Annotated in this window: 16 protein-coding genes; 5 read left to right on the top strand and 11 right to left on the bottom strand. The window is 49.8% G+C overall.

Translation table 11 applies throughout. From position 1 onward, the window contains the following. Positions 1-11 precede the first annotated feature (11 nt). Positions 12-2,021, top strand: coding sequence for a S9 family peptidase (locus FM042_RS02100; RefSeq protein WP_143234099.1), 2,010 nt, complete (start codon positions 12-14; stop codon positions 2,019-2,021). A gap of 195 nt (positions 2,022-2,216) precedes the next feature. Then, positions 2,217-2,384, top strand: a complete 168-nt coding sequence (locus FM042_RS02095; protein WP_143234098.1) for a DUF1328 domain-containing protein — start codon at positions 2,217-2,219, stop codon at positions 2,382-2,384. Between the two features lie 88 nt (positions 2,385-2,472). On the opposite strand, the gene dcd is transcribed toward FM042_RS02095, so the two are convergent. Further along, a complete protein-coding gene (gene dcd / locus FM042_RS02090; RefSeq protein WP_143234097.1) occupies positions 2,473-3,057 on the bottom strand; it encodes a dCTP deaminase in 585 nt (194 codons plus the stop codon). Between the two features lie 14 nt (positions 3,058-3,071). Beyond that, positions 3,072-4,118 (bottom strand): iron-sulfur cluster carrier protein ApbC, encoded by a 1,047-nt coding sequence (gene apbC, locus FM042_RS02085; protein ID WP_143234096.1) that lies wholly within the window; start codon positions 4,116-4,118, stop codon positions 3,072-3,074. A gap of 32 nt (positions 4,119-4,150) precedes the next feature. Between apbC and metG the strand changes: the two genes are divergently transcribed. Then, on the top strand, positions 4,151-6,442 hold the full coding sequence (gene metG / locus FM042_RS02080) for a methionine--tRNA ligase (protein ID WP_408608837.1): 2,292 nt from the start codon (positions 4,151-4,153) through the stop codon (positions 6,440-6,442). An 8-nt stretch (positions 6,443-6,450) separates the two neighbouring features. Continuing rightward, positions 6,451-7,635: a class I SAM-dependent rRNA methyltransferase gene (locus FM042_RS02075; protein ID WP_143234094.1), complete on the top strand. Its 1,185-nt coding sequence runs from the start codon at positions 6,451-6,453 to the stop codon at positions 7,633-7,635. An 8-nt stretch (positions 7,636-7,643) separates the two neighbouring features. Here the strand turns inward: FM042_RS02075 and FM042_RS02070 are convergent, their stop codons facing one another. Together FM042_RS02070 and ggt are read right to left on the bottom strand one after the other, a co-directional pair. Next, positions 7,644-8,009: a histidine triad nucleotide-binding protein gene (locus FM042_RS02070; protein WP_143234093.1), complete on the bottom strand. Its 366-nt coding sequence runs from the start codon at positions 8,007-8,009 to the stop codon at positions 7,644-7,646. A gap of 43 nt (positions 8,010-8,052) precedes the next feature. Further along, positions 8,053-9,828: a gamma-glutamyltransferase gene (gene ggt / locus FM042_RS02065; RefSeq protein WP_143234092.1), complete on the bottom strand. Its 1,776-nt coding sequence runs from the start codon at positions 9,826-9,828 to the stop codon at positions 8,053-8,055. Positions 9,829-9,911: 83 nt separating this feature from the next. On the opposite strand from ggt, the gene rrtA reads away from it, so the two are divergent. Continuing rightward, positions 9,912-10,490 carry a rhombosortase gene (gene rrtA / locus FM042_RS02060; protein ID WP_143234091.1) on the top strand — a complete coding sequence of 193 codons (579 nt, stop codon included), beginning with the start codon at positions 9,912-9,914 and terminating at the stop codon, positions 10,488-10,490. Between the two features lie 78 nt (positions 10,491-10,568). Here rrtA and FM042_RS02055 read toward each other — a convergent pair whose 3' ends face one another. The 7 genes from FM042_RS02055 to FM042_RS02025 form a co-directional block, all read right to left on the bottom strand. Next, a complete protein-coding gene (locus tag FM042_RS02055) occupies positions 10,569-13,076 on the bottom strand; it encodes a prolyl oligopeptidase family serine peptidase (RefSeq protein WP_143234090.1) in 2,508 nt (835 codons plus the stop codon). A gap of 151 nt (positions 13,077-13,227) precedes the next feature. Continuing rightward, on the bottom strand, positions 13,228-13,872 hold the full coding sequence (gene maiA, locus FM042_RS02050; RefSeq protein WP_143234089.1) for a maleylacetoacetate isomerase: 645 nt from the start codon (positions 13,870-13,872) through the stop codon (positions 13,228-13,230). After that, complete coding sequence (locus FM042_RS02045) at positions 13,869-14,894, bottom strand: fumarylacetoacetate hydrolase family protein (protein ID WP_143234088.1); 1,026 nt, start codon at positions 14,892-14,894, stop codon at positions 13,869-13,871. Before FM042_RS02045 ends, maiA begins: the two co-directional genes overlap by 4 nt. Further along, positions 14,891-16,027 (bottom strand): homogentisate 1,2-dioxygenase, encoded by a 1,137-nt coding sequence (locus FM042_RS02040; RefSeq protein WP_143234087.1) that lies wholly within the window; start codon positions 16,025-16,027, stop codon positions 14,891-14,893. Before FM042_RS02040 ends, FM042_RS02045 begins: the two co-directional genes overlap by 4 nt. Continuing rightward, complete coding sequence (hppD, locus tag FM042_RS02035; protein ID WP_143234086.1) at positions 16,020-17,096, bottom strand: 4-hydroxyphenylpyruvate dioxygenase; 1,077 nt, start codon at positions 17,094-17,096, stop codon at positions 16,020-16,022. The genes FM042_RS02040 and hppD overlap by 8 nt, the downstream gene beginning before the upstream one ends. Positions 17,097-17,352: 256 nt before the next feature. Next, positions 17,353-18,903: a transcriptional regulator TyrR gene (tyrR, locus tag FM042_RS02030; protein ID WP_143234085.1), complete on the bottom strand. Its 1,551-nt coding sequence runs from the start codon at positions 18,901-18,903 to the stop codon at positions 17,353-17,355. Between the two features lie 111 nt (positions 18,904-19,014). Further along, on the bottom strand, positions 19,015-19,356 hold the full coding sequence (locus FM042_RS02025) for a 4a-hydroxytetrahydrobiopterin dehydratase (RefSeq protein WP_143234084.1): 342 nt from the start codon (positions 19,354-19,356) through the stop codon (positions 19,015-19,017). Positions 19,357-19,412 lie beyond the last annotated feature (56 nt).

Below are 19,412 nucleotides of genomic sequence, written 5' to 3'. Positions count from 1 at the left end.
GGATATTATTAATGAGATTCTCCCCACACATTATCTCGACAGCAGCGCTCATGGTATCCATGAGCCTCGCTTCCAGCTGCGCTTTCGCCACTGAAAGTGAGCCGCGCGGCATGAGTGCCGAAGACTACTATGACATGGTCTATATCAACGACCTTGCCATCAGTGCCGACGGTTCCTATGTGGCCTTTGTGAAAAGTCGTGTCGCCGACGACAAGCGTAGCCGTGAAAACACCCTGTGGCTTAGTCGCAATGGGCAAACGCCCGTTCAATTTACTCGCCATACCCAAGACTCCAGCCCGCTATTTTCTCCCGACAGTGAGTCGCTGTTGTTTTTCTCTAATCGCGATAATGGGTCAGCCCTATACCGCATCGCCCTCACCGGCGGTGAAGCCGAGTCATTACTGAAATTAGAACAAGGCGGTATTCGCGATCTGCATTGGCATCCCGATGGTAGTAAGTTATTGCTTCAAGTCAGCGTTAAACCTGATGTGACGGACTTACGCGAGAAGGCCGAAAACGACCAATCCAAACCTGATATCTCCGTAATTACTAACGCTGTCTATAAGCGTCAAGGCGGCTACCTCGATGAGTCCCGTTCTGGCCTATGGGTCTACGATATCGTCGAAGATCAATTGACATCCGTTACCGGCGATAGCCCTTGGCACGAGTCCAACGCAAGCTATTCACCAAGTGGCGAATGTATCGCTTTTCAAAGCAATCGTCATGAACTTGCTGATGAAGGCGCGTTCCACTCCCGCGTATATGTTCTCTGCGACGGTGACGAGAAGGAACGAGAGTTAGCAGCACCGGAAGGTTGGGCCGGCAACCCTATATGGATAAGTGATCAACAGCTGGCATATGTCCATCGCGCCGATAATTACGCCGCTCCATCGGTACTTCTGATAAACCATCGCTCCGGTAGTACACAAATGGTGGCGGAAACCATGGAACATAGCCCTAGCGATCTACAGTATCATCAAGGCGCGCTTTGGTTCACCGCGGATGACCGTGGCAGCCGCCCCCTCTTTCAACTCGCTCTTGACGGTTCTGGATACCAACGCATTCGCGGCGTCGGCTATAGCATGAGCATGTTGCGCACCGCAGCAAATAATGGTGCATTGGCATGGGTGGAAGAAAACGAAGTCACAGCCCCACGGGTCAGCCTAGCTGAAGACGCAGAGGCCACGGCATCCGTACTCACGCACTTTAATGATGCCCTCGAGCAGTCGCTGGATCTGCATCCCTATGAAGTATTCACCGCCGAAAATGAGCGCGGTGACGTGCTCGATGTGTTTTTCTTGCCCCCCCACAACCAAAAGGACGGCGAAACCTATCCCTTGATTCTCAATATCAAAGGTGGGCCGGGCGGTATGTGGGGGCATCAATGGTTTCCTGAGAACCAGTTTTTGCGTGCCCGCGGCTATGCCGTAGTCTTTGTAAACTATCGTGGTAGCTCCGGTTATGGGTACGATTTTGCACAACAAGTACGCATGGATTACGGCGGGGCCGACTATCGCGATAATATGCATGCGTTGCAAGCGGCTCTCGATCAACATCTGTGGATCGATACGGATCGATTGTATGTAACGGGTGGTAGCCATGGCGGTTTCCTTACAAATTGGATTACCACCCAAACCAACCAATTCCGAGCTGCGGTAACCCAGCGTAGTGTGAGTAATTGGATCTCCGAAGCGGGTACTCAAGCATTTCCGCCGTTGTCGATGATTGTCGAATTCGGCGGAACCATTTGGGAAAATTTTGATTATTATTGGGACCGCTCCCCCCTGAAATATGCAAATCAGGTAACGACCCCAACCTTGATCATTCATAGTACCGATGATCACATCACTCCTATTGGCCAAGGCGAAGAGTGGTTCTATGCCTTGAAAGCCAACGATGTACCTGTCGAAATGGTGATTTTCTCTGGTGAAGGCCACGGTTTGAGCCGTGCAGGCCGTCCGATTAACCTCGTTGAACGACTTAATCGCATTGTCGACTGGTTTGATCGACACAACCCTTAACCTGCTCCTGGCATGGGATGAATTAGCATTGAGTATCACGCAATAAATCCAGAGGGGGCACACGCCCCCTTTTCTTTACATCCTTTTCACATGCCCTTATTCGCGAATTATCAGATGTTTACTACACTTAGGGTGTTCACTAGAGGGAGACGGTCTAGTTACCGTTTGTGTTTTCAAACAAGAAGGAATCACCCTATGTTTTCTTGGGCACTTGTGTTTTTAGTGGTCGCGATCATTGCTGGTGTACTTGGTCTTTCAGGTATTGCCGGAATGGCCACCAATATCGCTTGGATTTTATTTGTTGTCGGTTTGGTATTAGCGATTATCTTCTTTATCAGTGGTCGTCGTCCCCCACCGATTTAACACAGCCTTAAACGAGCATGTTGCTCGCAGACCTAAGCACAACAAAAAAGCACCGATTTTTTCGGCGCTTTTTTATGCTTATATCAGGCTATTTATCGTTACTAATCCGACTGGCAACGGCACCGCGTTGATCTTTGTATTTCGCATCATCGCGCCGACTATAGGGGCGCGCACATGGCTGTGTAAGTACTTCAAAGCTAAGGGCCCCTATTTTCATTAAGGGCCGCAACGCCAGCGGCAACTTACCGCTATTAAAAAATTCCAATACAATTTGACCTGACCAACCAGGATCAATCCGGTGAGCGGTGACATGCACCATCAAACCCAAACGGGCCAATGAGGAACGTCCATCTAACCAACCAACAACGTCTGCAGGCAAAGTCACGGATTCGTGGGTTACTGCTAATGCAAACTCCCCTGGATGAATAAAAAATGCATCGCCATCGACAATGCGGATTTCCTCACTCATGACCCGTTGAATGGCTGCGTCGATATCTTCTCGGGTACCGCTAATATCGATAAAGGGCGCGGCATGATCTTGCAACACTCGAAAACTCTCGCCCAAATGAATATCCACGGTCACACCGGTGATATCTTTCGGATCAGGCCGCGGATCTATCGCAATTCGTCCTTCATCTAAATAGCTTTCTATTTGCTCGTCCGTTAGACGCATGAATTCATCCTCAATTATTCGGGTACAACAGGTTCATCATGGAGAAGATCCCACGCATTGGCAACTAACCGTTGCGCACTATCTTGGTGGATCGCAAATGCGGGGTGATCGGGATGTGCTTGATGAAAAGGCACTCCCTCATCCAATGCTGCGCGCATCTCAGTTAATAAAGGCCAATGACCAAGCACGGGCACGCTTTCTTCATGGGCAAGTCGATCGCCACCGCCTGCACCAAAGATCAGGTTATGATGACCACAGGCTTCACAGGCATGAAAACTCATGTTTTCAATCAACCCAACGACTGGAACCCCCACCTTGCGAAACATTCGAATGCCTTTTTCCGCGTCACTTAAGGCTATATTCTGCGGCGTAGTCACCACCACGGCAGCGGTTACTGGCAATTTTTGCGCCAAGGTTAATTGTAAATCCCCGGTTCCCGGTGGCATATCAATCAACAAATAGTCCAATGCCGACCATTGGGTATCAAAAAACAACTGTTCTAATGCACGACTGGCCATAGGGCCGCGCCATATTGTAGCGTCGCCTTCATCCACTAAATAGCCTAATGAGTTTGCTTCGATGCCGTATTTTTTGACAGGCAGCATTTTACGGTTCGGAGTAAAGGTGACGCGCTCCTTCACATTCCCCAGCATCATGGGCAGGCTTGGCCCATAAATATCGCCATCGAGAATCCCGACCTTCGCTCCCATGTCTGAGAGCGCATGAGCCAGACTGAGGGTCACTGCAGATTTCCCCACCCCGCCCTTACCACTGGCCACTGCAATCACATTTTTCGGACCTTGTGAACCATCTTTGGCGTAGGCACTTTTCAATTCAGGCCGACGCTCCGGGGGTAAGGGTTGCACCGCCACCTGAATATCCCAGGTATAAGAACGCAGCATCGGATCTTGAGCAACCAGCGCCCGCAATCCTGGTCCTGCTGGAAATGGGAGTGTGACATGAATGACCGGTCCATCGACCCGCAACCATTGCGCAAGCAATCCGCTCGGGAAAAGATCGCTTCGTAACCGTTCGCAGTACGCAATGAGTTCGCTCGACATCAATAAAGACTCCTTCAGGCGTTCACTTGGGAATGGAAAAGCATGGGGATTCCCACATATCCGCAAATATTACGGCCTTTCCGGTCAAATCGCTACGTTTGCGGATGAAAATCAGCTACTTTTCGTTTACGATAAGCCTCTTTTCTATATTGATTGAGGATGCCGGTTTGGGCATCGCTCCTGAGCGCAATTTGAGAGTACTTATGACAGCAAAGCAGCGTCGTATTTTGGTCACCAATGCCCTTCCTTATGCCAATGGCCCAATTCATATTGGTCATATGCTCGGCTATATCCAAGCGGATATCTGGGTGCGTTTTCAACGCCTCCGCGGTAACGAATGTCACTTTGTGTGCGCCGATGATGCCCACGGCACACCGATCATGCTAAAAGCTCAGCAACTGGGAATCACACCAGAGGCTATGATTGATGAAATGAATTCGGAGCACCAACGCGACTTCGCAGACTTTTCTGTTTCGTTCGATAATTACCATTCCACCCATAGCCCTGAAAACAAAGAGTTGGCAACGCTGATCTACACGCGTCTGCGCGACAAGGGTTACATCCATACCCGCGTGATTGAACAGCTCTATGACCCAGAGCGAGACATGTTTTTACCGGATCGTTTTGTGAAAGGTGACTGCCCAAGCTGTGGTGCCCTTGATCAATATGGAGATAACTGCGATGTGTGTGGCGCCACCTACTCTCCAACCGAATTAAAGAATCCCCGATCTGCGGTCTCTGGTGCGACCCCTGAATTGCGTGAATCGGAGCATTATTTCTTCGATTTACCGGCGTTTGGCGACATGCTTAAGGCCTGGACACGCTCCGGTTCCTTACAGCCAGAAATGGCCAATAAATTAAACGAATGGTTTGAGCAAGGCCTACAGCAATGGGATATAAGCCGCGACAAGCCTTATTTCGGCTTTGAGATTCCCGATGCCCCAGGGAAATATTTCTACGTGTGGCTCGATGCACCCATTGGCTATATGAGCAGTTTTAAGAATTACTGTGAACGTCGTAGTGATTTAGTATTCGAAGACTTCTGGAAAACTGACAGCGATGCTGAGGTGTATCACTTTATTGGTAAGGACATCATCTATTTCCATAGCTTGTTTTGGCCTGCCATGCTCAAGGGTGCCGATTTCCGCCAGCCAACCAATGTGTGGGCGCACGGTTTTATTACCGTTAATGGCACCAAGATGTCGAAGTCGAAAGGCACCTTTATTATGGCTCGCACCTACTTAGATCATTTAGATCCCGAGTATTTGCGCTATTACTTCGCCGCAAAGCTCACCTCGCGCATCGATGATTTAGATTTAAACCTTACCGACTTTGCACAACGGGTGAACGCAGATTTGGTCGGTAAAGTGGTGAACATCGCCAGTCGCTGTGCTGGTTTTATCAGCAAGAAGTTCCACGGAAAATTATCGGAGCATATTGCCGAGCCCGCCATGCTTAAAGAGTTCCAGCAAGCAGCAGATAGCCTCGCGGAAGCCTATGAGCAGCGAGAGTTCTCCCGGGCCATGCGCGACATTATGAAGCTTGCGGATCGCGCCAATGAATATATCGCCGTAAAGGAACCATGGCAGCTAGCAAAGGATGAAAACAAAGCACAGGAAGTGCATGATGTGTGTTCGATGGGAATCCATTTGTTCCGTCTGATCATGATCTATCTCACGCCAGTTGTGCCCCATTTAGCGGCTTCTGCGCAAGCCTTTCTCAACGACGAATTCCGTTGGGATTCAGCGCAAAGCACGCTCACCGGACATGCTATTAATAAATTTAAACCGCTGATGCAGCGGGTTCCCACTGAGAAAATTGACGCTATGCTTGATGCCTCAAAAACCAACACACCGGCGCCTGACGCGGCGGCAAACAGCCCTGAGCCCTCGGCAAACAGCCCTGAGCCCTCGGCAAACAGCCCTGAGCCCTCGGCAAACAGCCCTGAGCCCTCGGTAAACAGCCCTGAGCCGCAAGCAGAATACGAGCCGCTTGCCGCTGAGATCACCTTTGATGATTTCGCTAAAGTAGATTTACGCGTAGCTAAGATTGTGAATGCCGAAGCCGTAGAAGGTGCCGATAAATTACTCAAGCTGACCTTGGACATTGGCACTGAGACGCGTCAGGTATTTGCAGGTATTAAATCCGCTTATAGCCCTGAGCAATTGATTGGGCAACTCACCGTGATGGTGGCAAACTTACAGCCACGGAAAATGCGCTTTGGTCTCTCAGAAGGTATGGTGCTCGCAGCCGGCCCTGGCGGCAAAGACATATACATACTCAACCCCCACGATGGCGCTCAGCCTGGCCAGCGTGTGATGTAGGAAATAGAATGAACAACCGCATTATCATGAAAGCCGGGCGCGAGAAATCGTTGCTTCGGCGTCATCCGTGGATATTTAGTGGCGGCATTGCCAAAGTCGTCGGCAAGCCAAAGCACGGCGAAACCGTGGATGTATATTCCGAAAAAGGCGAATGGCTCGCGGTTGCGGCATTTTCGCCAACATCGCAAATCAGAGCACGGGTGTGGAGTTTTACTCAGGGGCGGCATATCAACAAAGACTTCTTTGTTGAACGCATTGAAACGGCTCATCGCTTGCGTGAACGTGAAGTGTGCCCGTATACCAATGCCTATCGTATTGTCGCTGGCGAATCCGATGGATTGCCAGGCGTCACTATTGACCGCTATGACGATGTGATGGTGGTGCAATTACTCTCCGCCGGCGCCGCTGTGTGGGAAGAGGCGATCTATGACGCTCTCGTCGAGTTGTTTCCAGACTGCACTGTATACGAACGTTCCGATGTAGATGTGCGTGGCAAAGAAGGTCTACCCAAAGTTACGGGGCCACGCCGTGGACGCGTCGATATTCCCCCAGTCATTATTGAAGAGTACGGCGTTAAGCTTGCGGTCAACGTCCGTTCAGGTCATAAAACCGGTTATTACCTTGACCAGCGCGACGCGCGTAAGAAGGTTCAGCAATATTCGAAGGGCAAAACTGTACTCAACTGCTTTAGTTATACTGGCGGATTCGGCATCTATGCAGCCCTTGCCGGTGCGCACAGAGTGATCAATGTCGATGTGTCGGAAGAAGCACTCGAGATGGCCCGCTACAACGAAACCTTAAACCCCATTCGCCCAGGTGTCATTGAGTACCTAAAAGCCGATGTGTTTGAGCAACTCCGGCGTTTTGTAGATGAAGGAGAAACCTTCGACGTCATCGTGTTGGATCCACCCAAATTCGTCGACTCCAAGCAAAGCTTGAATCGCGCATGTCGGGGATATAAAGATATCAACCGCCTTGCTGCCAGCCTGTTGAACCCTGGTGGCATCCTCATGACGTTCTCCTGTTCAGGGCTACTGAGCCCTGAACTCTTTCAGAAAGTGGTCGCTGATGGTTGCTTAGATGCAAAGGTCGATTTAAAGATTATTGATCGCACCCAACAAGCCCCGGACCACCCGATTGGCATTCACTACCCTGAAGGCTGGTACTTAAAAGGGTTGGTGCTCAAGCGCTAAGGTTAAACCTACTTGGTTTTGACCCGGTCTTGGTAAGGTGGCCAGCCGAGGGGTTTGCCCGCGAGCATGTGTACATGAATGTGATACACGGTTTGGCCACCATCATCATTGCAATTCATCACCAGACGATAACCATCGTCGGCAAAACCGTCTCGACGCGCGATCTGTCCTGCAACCCAATACAAATGGCCGACAATTTCGCGATCGTCTTGGGTAATCGCATTCGCGGTCGCAATAGGTTGCTTTGGAATAATCAGCAAATGCACCGGAGCTTGTGGATTAATATCCTTAAAAGCTAATGCCAGATCATCCTCGTAAACAATCTCTGCAGGTATCTCTCGATTAATAATTTTGGTAAAAATTGTCTCACTCATCCGCTATACCCTCTGCTTTGTTGTGACTCATCTTATGGGGAACTCAATCATCGCCCTGGGCTCTGCCTTCGCGGCGGGGATCCGCGCCACCGACAAAGCCGTCGGGGGTGACCGAAATGCCATGAAGCCCACTATTTAACCCGCGCATCTCTACCTGATGTCCGCGTGCTTCTAACGCGGCTTTTAAGGCTTCCATAGCGGTTCCTTCCTCGATACTTGTCACTCCATTCATATTGGTGATGCGCGGTAAATCCATGGCCTGTTGAATATCTAAGTCCCAATCAAGCACACCAATCAATGTTTGCGTTACATAATTAATGATACGTGGGCCCCCCGGTGAGCCAATCACATGAAGTAAAGCATTGGATTCATCTTCAAATACAATCACAGGTGACATTGAACTACGCGGCCGCTTACCTGGTTCAACTCGATTAGCTACGGGCATGCCATCAACCTCGGGTACTAGAGAGAAATCCGTAAGCTGATTGTTTAATAGGAATCCTCGCGTCATCACCGTCGAGCCAAAGCCCATTTCGATGGTGGTGGTCATGGATACCGCATTACCGTACTGATCAACGATACTGATATGGCTTGTGCTCGGCAGTTCAAGTGATTGATCATCGCTTCGAAGAAAGCCTTCCAAATCGCCGGGCTGCGCAAGTCCCATATCCCTCTCACCAATAAGCTGCGTGCGGGTGGCTAAGTAATCTCGATCAAGGAGCGCCGTTAACGGTACTTCTACATAATCCTCATCGGCAATATATCGATTGCGGTCGGCAAATGCCAAGCGTGAGGCTTGCGTAAAATAATGCAGCGCTTGTTCGCCATTTACCGGTAGCTCATGCAATGAAAACGGCTCCAACAACGCCATACTTTGTAGTAACGTAATACCGCCAGAGCTTGGCGGCCCCATAGAGCAAATACGGTACACGCGATAACCGCCGCACACAGGTTCTCGCCACACAGGCTGATACGCGGCCAGATCCTCCATGCTTAACAAGCCTGGTGCAATTGGACTGTTCTGAACCGCCTGAACGATATCTTCGGCAATCGGCCCCTGATGCAACGCATCAGCCCCTTGCGCAGCTAAGGCGCGAAAGGTATCCGCCAGTTCTGGATTATCACGACGTTGCCCAGGCTGCAGCGCGGTACCGTTAGGGAAGAAATACTCTCGCGCCACCGGCATCCGCGCAAGACCAGGGTTAAATTCCAATTCAATCAATTGCGATAGGCGCGGTGACACTTCGAAGCCTGACTCTGCGAGTTCTATACTTTCATCGAACAACCGCGACCAGTCCAATTGGCCCCAGCGTTGGTGAGCCGCTTCTAATCCGCGCATCACCGAAGGCGTGCCTACAGAGCGACCGCCAACCACCGCATCTATCCAGCGGGGTGCATTCCCATTTTCGTCCAAAAACAATTCAGGAGTGGCCGCCATGGGCGCTGTTTCTCGGGCGTCTAAACTATGCAACTGCTGTGTGCTGTTGTCCCAGTACAATAAAAAGGCACCACCCCCAATTCCTGAAGATTGTGGCTCCACTAGGGTCAACATGGCTTGTACGGCGACCGCCGCATCAATCGCAGTTCCCCCTTCGCGAAGCACTGCTAATCCCGCTTCAACCGCATGCGGGTTCGCTGCAGCGACCATATATTTGGAGGCTGTCGTAGCTGTACGTTGCTCCCAGCCTGTAGCGGCTTCCGGCTCGTAAGCCTCTCGTTGCTGGGTTACCGGAGAACAGGCGGTTACGCTCACTGCGAAAACGCTCACTGCGATAATTATTAGGCGTTTTCCCTTCACCAAAGGCCAGAACTGCTGCATACCAAAAACCTCACATCTGATTTTGCGGAATCTCTGCGAATAAAGTTATCATAGGGGCACGTATTCCTGTAGGTAAAATAACTATGAAGCCCTATTTTTCATCGCTGCGCCCTTATTTGGCGCCCACCATTGTCGCACTCATATTGATTGTGATTCATGCTATTCCAAGTATTCATCCCATATTGAGTCTTCAGCCTGAAGGCGTATTCACTCAAGCATGGCGTTTATTCACGACCCACTTGGTTCATTTAAATACCAATCACTTGCTGATGAATGTACTTGCGTTAATATTGGTCGCTATTATTTTCAGACCTGTTGTACATGGACGCCTGTTGGTCAATGTAATGGCGTTCGCCGCACTGTTTGCCGCCTTAATCCCACTGATTCTCTCCGATGCACCCTACTTTGTCGGCTTTTCAGGAATTACCCACGGCATTGTGGCGTATGCGGGTGTTCTGTTGGTACGTCAGCAAAATCGTTGGGGATTCTTCGTGCTCGCCGGTCTCGTGGCTAAATTGGTCATCGATATGATGAGTGCAGGCCAATATAATCCGTATATTGGCTCTGAAATTGCGTATCTGGCTCATTTAGGTGGTGCGCTTGGTGGTGTGTTAGCGGTTCCTGGATTGCGGCGGCGTCCAAAGGATGTACTCCCCTCCTAGAGACACTACATCGTTCACAAAAAAGCCCGTTCTTTGTTGAACGGGCTTTTTGTTTATAGCGTGTAACTATCTACCGCGCTATTTTAAGTTATCCTCAAATAGCTTGTAGATTCGGCGATACTGATCAAGCCAGCTCGACGGTTGCACAAAGCCGTGATCTTCAACAGGGAAGATTGCAGTCTCAAAGTTCTCTTTTTCCAACTCAATCAAACGCTGTACTAAGCGCACTGAGTCTTGGAAGAACACATTCGCATCGACCATAGGCGCGCTAATCAACAGCGCATCTTCAAGACCTTCAGCAAAATAAATGGGTGAGCTGCGACGATAGGCAATCATGTCATCCTGAGGCAAATTCAAGATGTTCGATGTATATCCCGTGTTGTAATGGGCCCAATCGGTAACAGGGCGCAATGCAGCACCTGCTTTAAATAAACCAGGCTCATTGAACAGCGCCATAAAGGTTAAGAATCCGCCATAGGAACCACCATAGGTACCCACACGTTCAACATCTACATTACGGTGCTCACCCATCCAAGCCACTACGTCGACCAAATCTTCGACTTCTGGCGTACCCATCTGACGGTAAACGGCGGTGCGCCAATCACGTCCATAGCCCGCTGAACCCCGGAAATCGAGATCTAAGACCACGTAACCCTGTTGCGTTAACTTGCTATGGAACATAAATTCACGGAAGTAGTTAGACCAACCCGCGTGGGCATTCTGCAAGTAACCCGCTCCATGAATAAACACCACTGCTGGATAAGCTTCAGCACGATTAGGATCGAAGTTATCAGGCAGATAAACACGGCTGTAGATCGGATCATCTACGTGGCTCGAAGGCACCGGTACGATCTCTGGGGCTGGCCAAGGCATCGCCAAAAACTCATCCGTCACTGTTTCCGTTAAGCGTGTTACAGTGGCGCCCGGCTCCGTGGTCTGCACGTAAAGCTCAGGCGGTTGTAATGCACTGCTGTGAGTTAATAGCAAGCGTGACTCATCAGGGCTCAGTACGTAGCTTGTAATGCCTTCTAGGTGGGTTAAACGCTCCACTTGCCCACCTGCGACAGGAACACGATAGATCTCAAAGATACCTGGGTGCTCTTTGTTGGCTTGGAAATAGAAAGTGTCGGCGGCGTGATTCAATGTCACTTCGTCAACCAAATAGCGACCCGAAGTGACTTGCCGCGTGGTTCCACGCGCTACATCACGCACATATAGGTGCGAATAGTTCGACTCTTCAGATAAGAACCAAAGTTGTTGACTGTTCGGCAGCCAATTAAACGCATTGAAGTCGCGGTTAATCCAAGCTTCGTCATGCAGCCGGTGTTGTGAGTTAAGGCGGGCGCCCTCGAGATCAACAGTCGCAATCCAGCGATCTTTGTTGTCCCATGCACGCAGCATCAAAGCCACTGCGCTGCCATCTTGATTCCAGATGATATTCCCCTCTGGTGCCGACCAACGCGGCATTACCCCAATGGCACGTGCTTTGCGCTCACTTACGTAGGTGTCACCACGGGCGGCATAGTTTTCTTCCCGAACTGACCTTAAAACGTCTTCATCCCAACCAGGCAGAGATGCGTAGCTAAGCTCGGTTTTCTCACCGGTGGCGATGTCGATAAGCCATAAGGTGTGGTGCACCGGTTTTGCATCAGCTACCCGGCGGCGAACGTCTTGATTTTCAATGCGACCCGTTTCAGTGACATAACGGGGCATTAAATCGCTATCACCACGCCACGTTTGTGGCTCAGTAAGTGCGACAATCATGCGGTCGCCAGCGGGAGAAAGGCTTACCTCAGCGATTTGCTGATTGCGGCCAAGATAAATGGGCTTAGGGGCGAGGCTCGGGTTTTCCTGCTGAAGACGTTCTTGATCTTCATGGCGTTCTAGTTGGATACGTCGCTGCACGCGATTGTATTCAATCAGATCAATTTCTTCCTGCATGAGGATATCCGCAGGATCTTTGACTGGTTTAGGCGCATCTTGCATTTGCAATGATGCCAACTGTTCGGTAAAGCCGTTGGCTAGGTTCACCGCGTAAAAATCATTACCCGAACGGTAGCTCAAACGACCATCCGCCAAAAACTGGACATCGGATTTGTTTGCGCTATCACGGGTTAATTGCATAACTGAACCCGTATCCGTGCTGAGCACAAAGATATTGCGCTCAAAAATATAGGCTTTTAAACTCCGATCGGCGTTAAATACACCGTTCGCGTATGCATGTTGATGCAATTCAGATAATGCCACCACAGCACCGTTGCCGCCTTCTGTAAGCGCGCGAATAAAGCGATCCCGCTGTGGGCTTCCCTCGCGCTTTCGATCAAACAATACATGGCGACCGTCCCACGACCAATATGCACTCTCGGGAGACCGCCCTAACCAATCGGGATCCGCCATAATCTGAGTCATGGTGATCGGCGCTTCCGTGTTCACTTGGCGAGCTGAAGTAGTCGTGATAGTTTCTGAAGCTAAGCCTTGTGAACTCGGCGTATTCGCGTGGGCACTGCCCTGAGAAAGTGGTTCGGATCCGGCACAGGCAACCGTCATTAACGCGGCTGCAATAGCAATTGTAATTTTTGTTTTCATTCCTGCATTCCTTGTAATGGGAATATGTCTGACGTTCAGAGTTTAACCTAGCTATTTAAGCAAAAATGCCCGTGAATGACGAGTCATCACGGGCTACTTTGAACGAAATGTGCGTTGAACTCACCGAAGTGAGCTGTGGCCTTTGCATTTCTTAACTATTTGCGTCGATCTGGGCTTCCGGCTTAGCATCTACAAATGCCGGCAGCACATTCAATGCGGCCACGATTTGTTGAATACGAGGGTACGGTGCCAAATCAATGCCAAAACGTTGAGCGTTGTACACTTGAGGCACCAAGCAAATGTCTGCCAAAGTCACCTGATCACCCACGCAGTAACGTCCTGCGGTTTGGCCTAGACGCTGCTCAAACGCTTGAAATGCTTGCGCTACCCAGTGTTGGATCCAACGCAGTTTGGTTTCGTCGGGTTGATTCAGCTCACCAGTCAGATACTGCAAAATCCGTAAATTAGTGATGGGCTGTAAATCGGCACTCATATCCAAGGCTAAGGTGCGTACTCGCGCCGCGGTCAATGGATCCTCTGGAATTAAACGAGGCTCTGGAGCTATAGCATCCAGATACTCGATAATCGCCAGTGATTGGTTCAGATGCTCGCCATCGTCGGTTACCAAGGTGGGCACCAAACGCGCTGGATTAAGCTGCTGGTATGCTTCAGTTTTCTGCTCACCACCAGCTTTCAACAGGTGTACAGGTATGGTCTCGTACGGAATCTGTTTCAGGTTCAGTGCGATACGTACCCGGTAACTTGCTGAAGACCGCCAATAACCGTACAACTTCATGCATCAGGCCCTGAATATTTTACGACTTTCTGATCGATGGCACCGAAGATACTCTGACCTTCCCCATCCAACATCTCGATGCGAATGGTATCGCCAAACTTCATAAATGGCGTGCTTGGCTTACCATCGCGAATGGTTTCAATCATCCGGATTTCAGCGATACAGCTGTAACCGACGCCACCTTCAGGCACCGCGCTACCGTGGTCAGTCCCTTGTTTGTTCGATACCGTGCCCGACCCGATAATGGTTCCAGCGCAGAGCGCACGGGTGGTGGCGGCATGCTGAACCAAACGATCAAAGTTAAAGGTCATATCTTCTCCGGCATTAGGATAACCGAAAAGCTCGCCGTTATAGGTCGAACGCAGTGGCAAATGCACTTTACCACCCTGCCACGATTCGCCAAGCTCATCGGGCGTGACCGCAACCGGAGAAAATACTGAACTCGGTTTCGAGTGATAGAAACCAAAACCTTTGGCTAATTCGTTCGGAATTAATCCTCGCAGCGACACATCGTTAACAAGCATAAGTAGGCGAATATGCTTGCGTGCATTCTCCGCTTGCACACCCATAGGAACGTCATCAGTAATAATGGCAACTTCGCCCTCAAAATCGATGCCCCAGTCTTCGGAACCTAATGGAATATCCTGACGTGGTCCAATAAAAGTATCGGAACCGCCCTGATACATCAGTGGGTCTTCCCAGAAACTCGGTGGCATTTCGGCGCCCCGGGCCTTGCGAACCAATTCCACATGATTGACATACGCGCTGCCATCTGCCCAATGATATGCCCGTGGCAACGGGCTTTCACACTGGCTTTCATCAAATGCCATATCATCGCTTAACTTACCGTTATTTAATGCGATGTACACTTCTTTTAGTTTGCTTTCAACGTCATTCCAACGGTCTAACGCTGACTGCATCGTCGCTGCGATCTCTGGTACCGCAACTGCGCGGGTTAAATCACGGCTGACTACAACCAATTTGCCATCTCGGGTACCGTCACGATACGTGGCTAATTTCATTCTTTTTTCTCCTTCCAGCTATTCACGTAGTCTGGATTTTCTACAGCAACTGCGGGCTCGCCCACCTCGAGAGAATCACGGGTATCAAGCATCACAGCCACTTCATCGGTGAATTTTTTCTTGTATTCCTGGCCTGCTTTAAACGCCTTGGGATGGGGTCCATGGGTAAAGCCCGCCGGATGGAATGTCACCATTCCCCGGTCGATATTGTCACGACTAAAGAAATCGCCAGCGTGGTAAAAGAGCACTTCATCATAATCGTCGTTGTTATGATAAAACGGCACTTTTAACGCACCTGGGTCGCTTTCAATCGGCCGTGGCACAAAGGTACAGACCACAAAACGATCCGCCACAAAGGTGGTATGTGCAGATGGCGGTAGATGATAGCGATGGCTCATCAACGGACGGAAGTCACGCCAGTTCACTCGCACCGGTGCTAAATCACCATGCCAACCTACCGCATCCAGTGGATTGTATGGAAAGGTCACCACCGACACTTGGCCGTGGCGCTTCACTTCAACCTTCCACTCTTCTTCTGAATACTGAGCGCGGAAAGCATCGTTGATTTCAGGTACGTCTAAACAGGCAGGATCAAAAATCGCATGATTTCCTACCAAGCCCTTTTCTGGCAGCTGATAGGAGCCGTTGGTGGCTTCAATCATCAACAACTGCATGGGTGCTGTGGGTTCAATACGCCAGTTAGTGGAACGTGGAATCACCACATAGTCACCGTCGCGCAATGTTAGGTGACCATAATCGCAAAACAGCTCGCCGGCCCCTTCATGAACAAAGAGCAAATCATCGCCGTCGGCATTGCGGGCCAAACGCTTCATTGGCTCGTTAATGTGCCAAATGCGGAATTTGCAATGGGCATTGAACAGCAAATTCGGCGCCAACCAAGGCGATTCCGAATCCGTGTTGGTCAGTTGATTAAAGTCGAAGCAACGTGGACGTAACGGGCCTTCCCAATCACTCCAACCCGTAGGGGCATGAGTATGATGGAAGTGCGTCGCTGGTCCGAAAAAACCGCTGCGGCCAGCTTCTCGTTCGTAAATCGCTTCCTTCGGGAAGTCAGCGTGGGCTTGGCGTGACGCCGTGCCCACCTGCTTCGGGAAAGAGATCCACTTACGCATCGCTTAATACTCCTCGACGAATCTGATCTTCCTCGATCGACTCGAATAATGCTTTAAAGTTACCTTCACCAAATCCTTCGTTGCCTTTGCGCTGGATAATCTCAAAGAACACCGGACCAATAACAGTCTTGGTAAAGATTTGCAGCAAGATACCGTCTTTCATTGGCGCACCATCAATAAGAATACGCAAATCACGCAGCTCATCGACGTTTTCAGTATGCCCTTCTACCCGTTCATCGATCTTGTCGTAGTAGGTATCTGGGGTCGACATAAATTCCATACCGCGCTCACGTAACGTACGCACCGTGTGGTAGATATCATCAGTCGACATAGCGATATGCTGGATGCCTTCACCGTTATAGTCTTTCAAATACTCTTCAATTTGCGATTTGTCATCGTGCGACTCATTAATTGGGATTCGAATCTTGCCACAGGGAGAGGTCATTGCACGGCTTAATAGACCGGTGAGTTTCCCTTCGATGTCAAAATAGCGCACCTCACGGAAGTTCCCGATACGCTCATAGAAACCGGCCCATACGTCCATGTTGCCACGGAAAACGTTGTGGGTCAGGTGGTCGACATAGTCCATGCCAACTTCGTGGTCATTCATCGACGCTTCCCAGTTATCATAGAACTGGAAATCAACATCGTAGATCGTTTTATCACCGTAACGGTCGACAAAGTACAAGGCGCTTTCGCCAATGCCGTAAATCGCTGGAATATTTAATTCCATGGCACCTACATCAGGTTTGAACTCTTTGGCGCCATTAGCCAACGCGTGGGCCATTGCTTTGTTGGCATCGGCAACACGGAATGCCATACCACATACGCTTGGTCCGTGTTCACGAGCAAAGCTTTCTGCTTGTGAAGAAGGCTGCGCGTTCACGATAAAGTTAATATCGTTTTGCTTGAACAACCACACATCTTTACGACGGTGCTTCGCCACTTCGGTAAAACCCAACTGAGTAAATAGGGTTTTCAATGCATCAATGCCTTTCGCATCCGCCGCCGTATATTCGACGAATTCAAAACCATCGGTGCCTAAAGGATTAATTGTATGATCAGTCATGACGGGTATTCCTCTCTTGAAATTGCAGTACCCCCGCAGGCATACCGCTTTAGTTATAAGTTCGCAGCCTTGTTGTATCGCGAACCCACCCTTCCCGGCTAGGGTAACGACAACAAAGCTTGTTCAGTAGGAAATCAGATATCTGTAAACATTAGTTTACTTTGGGCGAGAATGCAGCACTGAGGCTACTCTTTGTAAACAAAAGGTTACAAAAGCAGCCTTAAGTGGCATTAAATCTGTACGGAGAGCGATCGCGTTAGCGCTTCCGCTGCTTCCCGATACCGTAATCACGCAATTTGTTGGCGATTGCGGTATGACTTAAACCAAGTTTACGCGCAAGCTGGCGGGTACTCGGATAGCTCGGGTATAAGCGGCGCAGTAAGGTGCTTTCAAAGCGCTTCACTGCATCTTCCAGACTCCCCTCGTCTAAGTCGATAGCTAAAGATTCAGCAATCGCTGGAACATCCGGCAAGTTAATATCACTAGGCTCAAGAACATCCCGCTCAAGCATGGAAATAGAGCGAAACAAGGTATTTTCTAGTTGCCGCACGTTACCCGGCCAACTGTACTGATTGAGATAGTCTTTGCAAGCGGGTGACAAGCGAATAGGCGCACGCTGTAATTGCTGACAAAACTTTTGCACAAAATGCTCGGCGAGCATTAATACATCTCCTTTGCGCTCGCGTAGCGGAGGTAATTGCAATGACAATACATTCAGGCGGTAGTAAAGATCTTCTCGAAAACTACCGCTTTCGACCCGCTCAAACAATTCGCCACGGGCCAAACAGACTAAACGCACATCAACGGCAACCATTTGTTCTTCGCCAATCCGTCGAAAGGTCCCGTCTTCGAGAAAGCGCAGTAACTTTGCTTGCAACTCAGGCGACATATCCCCCACCGAGTCTAACAGCACGGTACCGCCGTTGGCTTGTTCGAAGATACCTTTCTTTCCTTGTGGATGATGGGTGAAAATTCCCGGCCCATATCCAAATAACTCACTTTCCGCCACGTTATCCGGAAGCGCACCACAATTTACCGCCAGAAAAGGCTGTTGACTGCGATTACCTGCTTGATGACAGGCCCGAGCAATTAACTCCTTGCCCACGCCAGTTTCTCCTTCGATCAACAAAGGAACATCTAACTGCGCCATTCGCTCTGCGTCTTTCACCAAGCGTTTTATACTTGCGTGTTGAGTCAGCACGTGGCTAAAGGGCGATACGGAACCAGCTTGTCCTGGTCGCGTTGGCATCGGCTCCGATTGGCAATGTAATACCGCGCCTGCGAACGCGGGCTCGCCTTCCGCATCATTGACCCAAATAGGCAATACACTGGCGCGATAATTGGCGGAGCCAATGCGAATATAATCCGTAGTGGCTTCCGACGGTTCTTTTTCCAGCCAACGCTGCAAATTAAAGCCGCCGAGAAGATCATTCACCTGCTCGCCGCGAAGCTCTTCTTTATCAGCATCCAATAGGGTTGCTGCTGCGCTATTGATAATATCCACACGACCACGAGAGTCGAGGGAAATCACCGGGTTTGGCAGGGTCGACAACAACAGGTTAAATTCATAATGCTCACGCTCCGTGGGCATATAAGGAATGGTTTTAACGTCTTGTACGTTCGGAATGCGTCGGATTTTCGACATCAGCATTTGAAACTCAGCGAATTCAATGGTCGGGAAGCTGAGGAATATTTTGCCGACGGGATCGACTTCGATACCTTTCAGATCAATTTCATTTTCACGCAAGATTGTCAGAATATCCTGACATAAGCCCAGACGATCTGAACAGGTGATTTCCAAACGCATGTGAGTATCGAGTTCCTGAATTAACTGTAAATAAAATTATACAGGTTCAGTAACAAAAAATCAGCAGAAGCGGATCGCTTGCTGCTGATTTTCGATGAATGACATGTGCGCTCAGTCGTTCAGTAAATGATCCGTCTTCGCCGCCATAATAAAGTCGTTTTTATGTAAGCCCCCAATGGCATGCGTCCACCAAGTCACAGTTACTTTACCCCACTCGAGAAAAATACCTGGGTGATGAAACTCCGCTTCGGCAAGCTCTGCAAGCTTATTTGTAAATGCCAAGGCCTGCTTAAAATTCTTAAATTTATACACACGCTCTAACTGCATGACGTCATCACGCACGACAGGCACCCAATCTGGGATTTCACGCATTAATTCCTTGAGTTCCGCGTCAGTCACTTTTGGCGCACCGGCCTGACACGCTTCACATTTCATTTCTTTTAAATCAGACATGCTATTTTCCTGTTCAGATGGGCCCAAACCCATCACTCATTGAGATAGAGATAAAA

It is taken from the genome of Aliidiomarina halalkaliphila (assembly GCF_007096385.1).
Classification (GTDB): Bacteria; Pseudomonadota; Gammaproteobacteria; order Enterobacterales; family Alteromonadaceae; genus Aliidiomarina; species Aliidiomarina halalkaliphila.
This window is presented reverse-complemented; position numbering and strand designations above follow the sequence as displayed.

Excerpts from the sequence above, each read along its gene's own strand:
- FM042_RS02100 (WP_143234099.1), top strand. The coding sequence starts at position 12 with ATGAGATTCTCCCCACACATTATCTCGACAGCAGCGCTCATGGTATCC.
- FM042_RS02095 (WP_143234098.1), top strand. The coding sequence starts at position 2,217 with ATGTTTTCTTGGGCACTTGTGTTTTTAGTGGTCGCGATCATTGCTGGT.
- dcd (WP_143234097.1), bottom strand. The coding sequence starts at position 3,057 with ATGCGTCTAACGGACGAGCAAATAGAAAGCTATTTAGATGAAGGACGA.
- apbC (WP_143234096.1), bottom strand. The coding sequence starts at position 4,118 with ATGTCGAGCGAACTCATTGCGTACTGCGAACGGTTACGAAGCGATCTT.
- metG (WP_408608837.1), top strand. The coding sequence starts at position 4,151 with ATGGAAAAGCATGGGGATTCCCACATATCCGCAAATATTACGGCCTTT.
- FM042_RS02075 (WP_143234094.1), top strand. The coding sequence starts at position 6,451 with ATGAACAACCGCATTATCATGAAAGCCGGGCGCGAGAAATCGTTGCTT.
- FM042_RS02070 (WP_143234093.1), bottom strand. The coding sequence starts at position 8,009 with ATGAGTGAGACAATTTTTACCAAAATTATTAATCGAGAGATACCTGCA.
- ggt (WP_143234092.1), bottom strand. The coding sequence starts at position 9,828 with ATGCAGCAGTTCTGGCCTTTGGTGAAGGGAAAACGCCTAATAATTATC.
- rrtA (WP_143234091.1), top strand. The coding sequence starts at position 9,912 with ATGAAGCCCTATTTTTCATCGCTGCGCCCTTATTTGGCGCCCACCATT.
- FM042_RS02055 (WP_143234090.1), bottom strand. The coding sequence starts at position 13,076 with ATGAAAACAAAAATTACAATTGCTATTGCAGCCGCGTTAATGACGGTT.
- maiA (WP_143234089.1), bottom strand. The coding sequence starts at position 13,872 with ATGAAGTTGTACGGTTATTGGCGGTCTTCAGCAAGTTACCGGGTACGT.
- FM042_RS02045 (WP_143234088.1), bottom strand. The coding sequence starts at position 14,894 with ATGAAATTAGCCACGTATCGTGACGGTACCCGAGATGGCAAATTGGTT.
- FM042_RS02040 (WP_143234087.1), bottom strand. The coding sequence starts at position 16,027 with ATGCGTAAGTGGATCTCTTTCCCGAAGCAGGTGGGCACGGCGTCACGC.
- hppD (WP_143234086.1), bottom strand. The coding sequence starts at position 17,096 with ATGACTGATCATACAATTAATCCTTTAGGCACCGATGGTTTTGAATTC.
- tyrR (WP_143234085.1), bottom strand. The coding sequence starts at position 18,903 with ATGCGTTTGGAAATCACCTGTTCAGATCGTCTGGGCTTATGTCAGGAT.
- FM042_RS02025 (WP_143234084.1), bottom strand. The coding sequence starts at position 19,356 with ATGTCTGATTTAAAAGAAATGAAATGTGAAGCGTGTCAGGCCGGTGCG.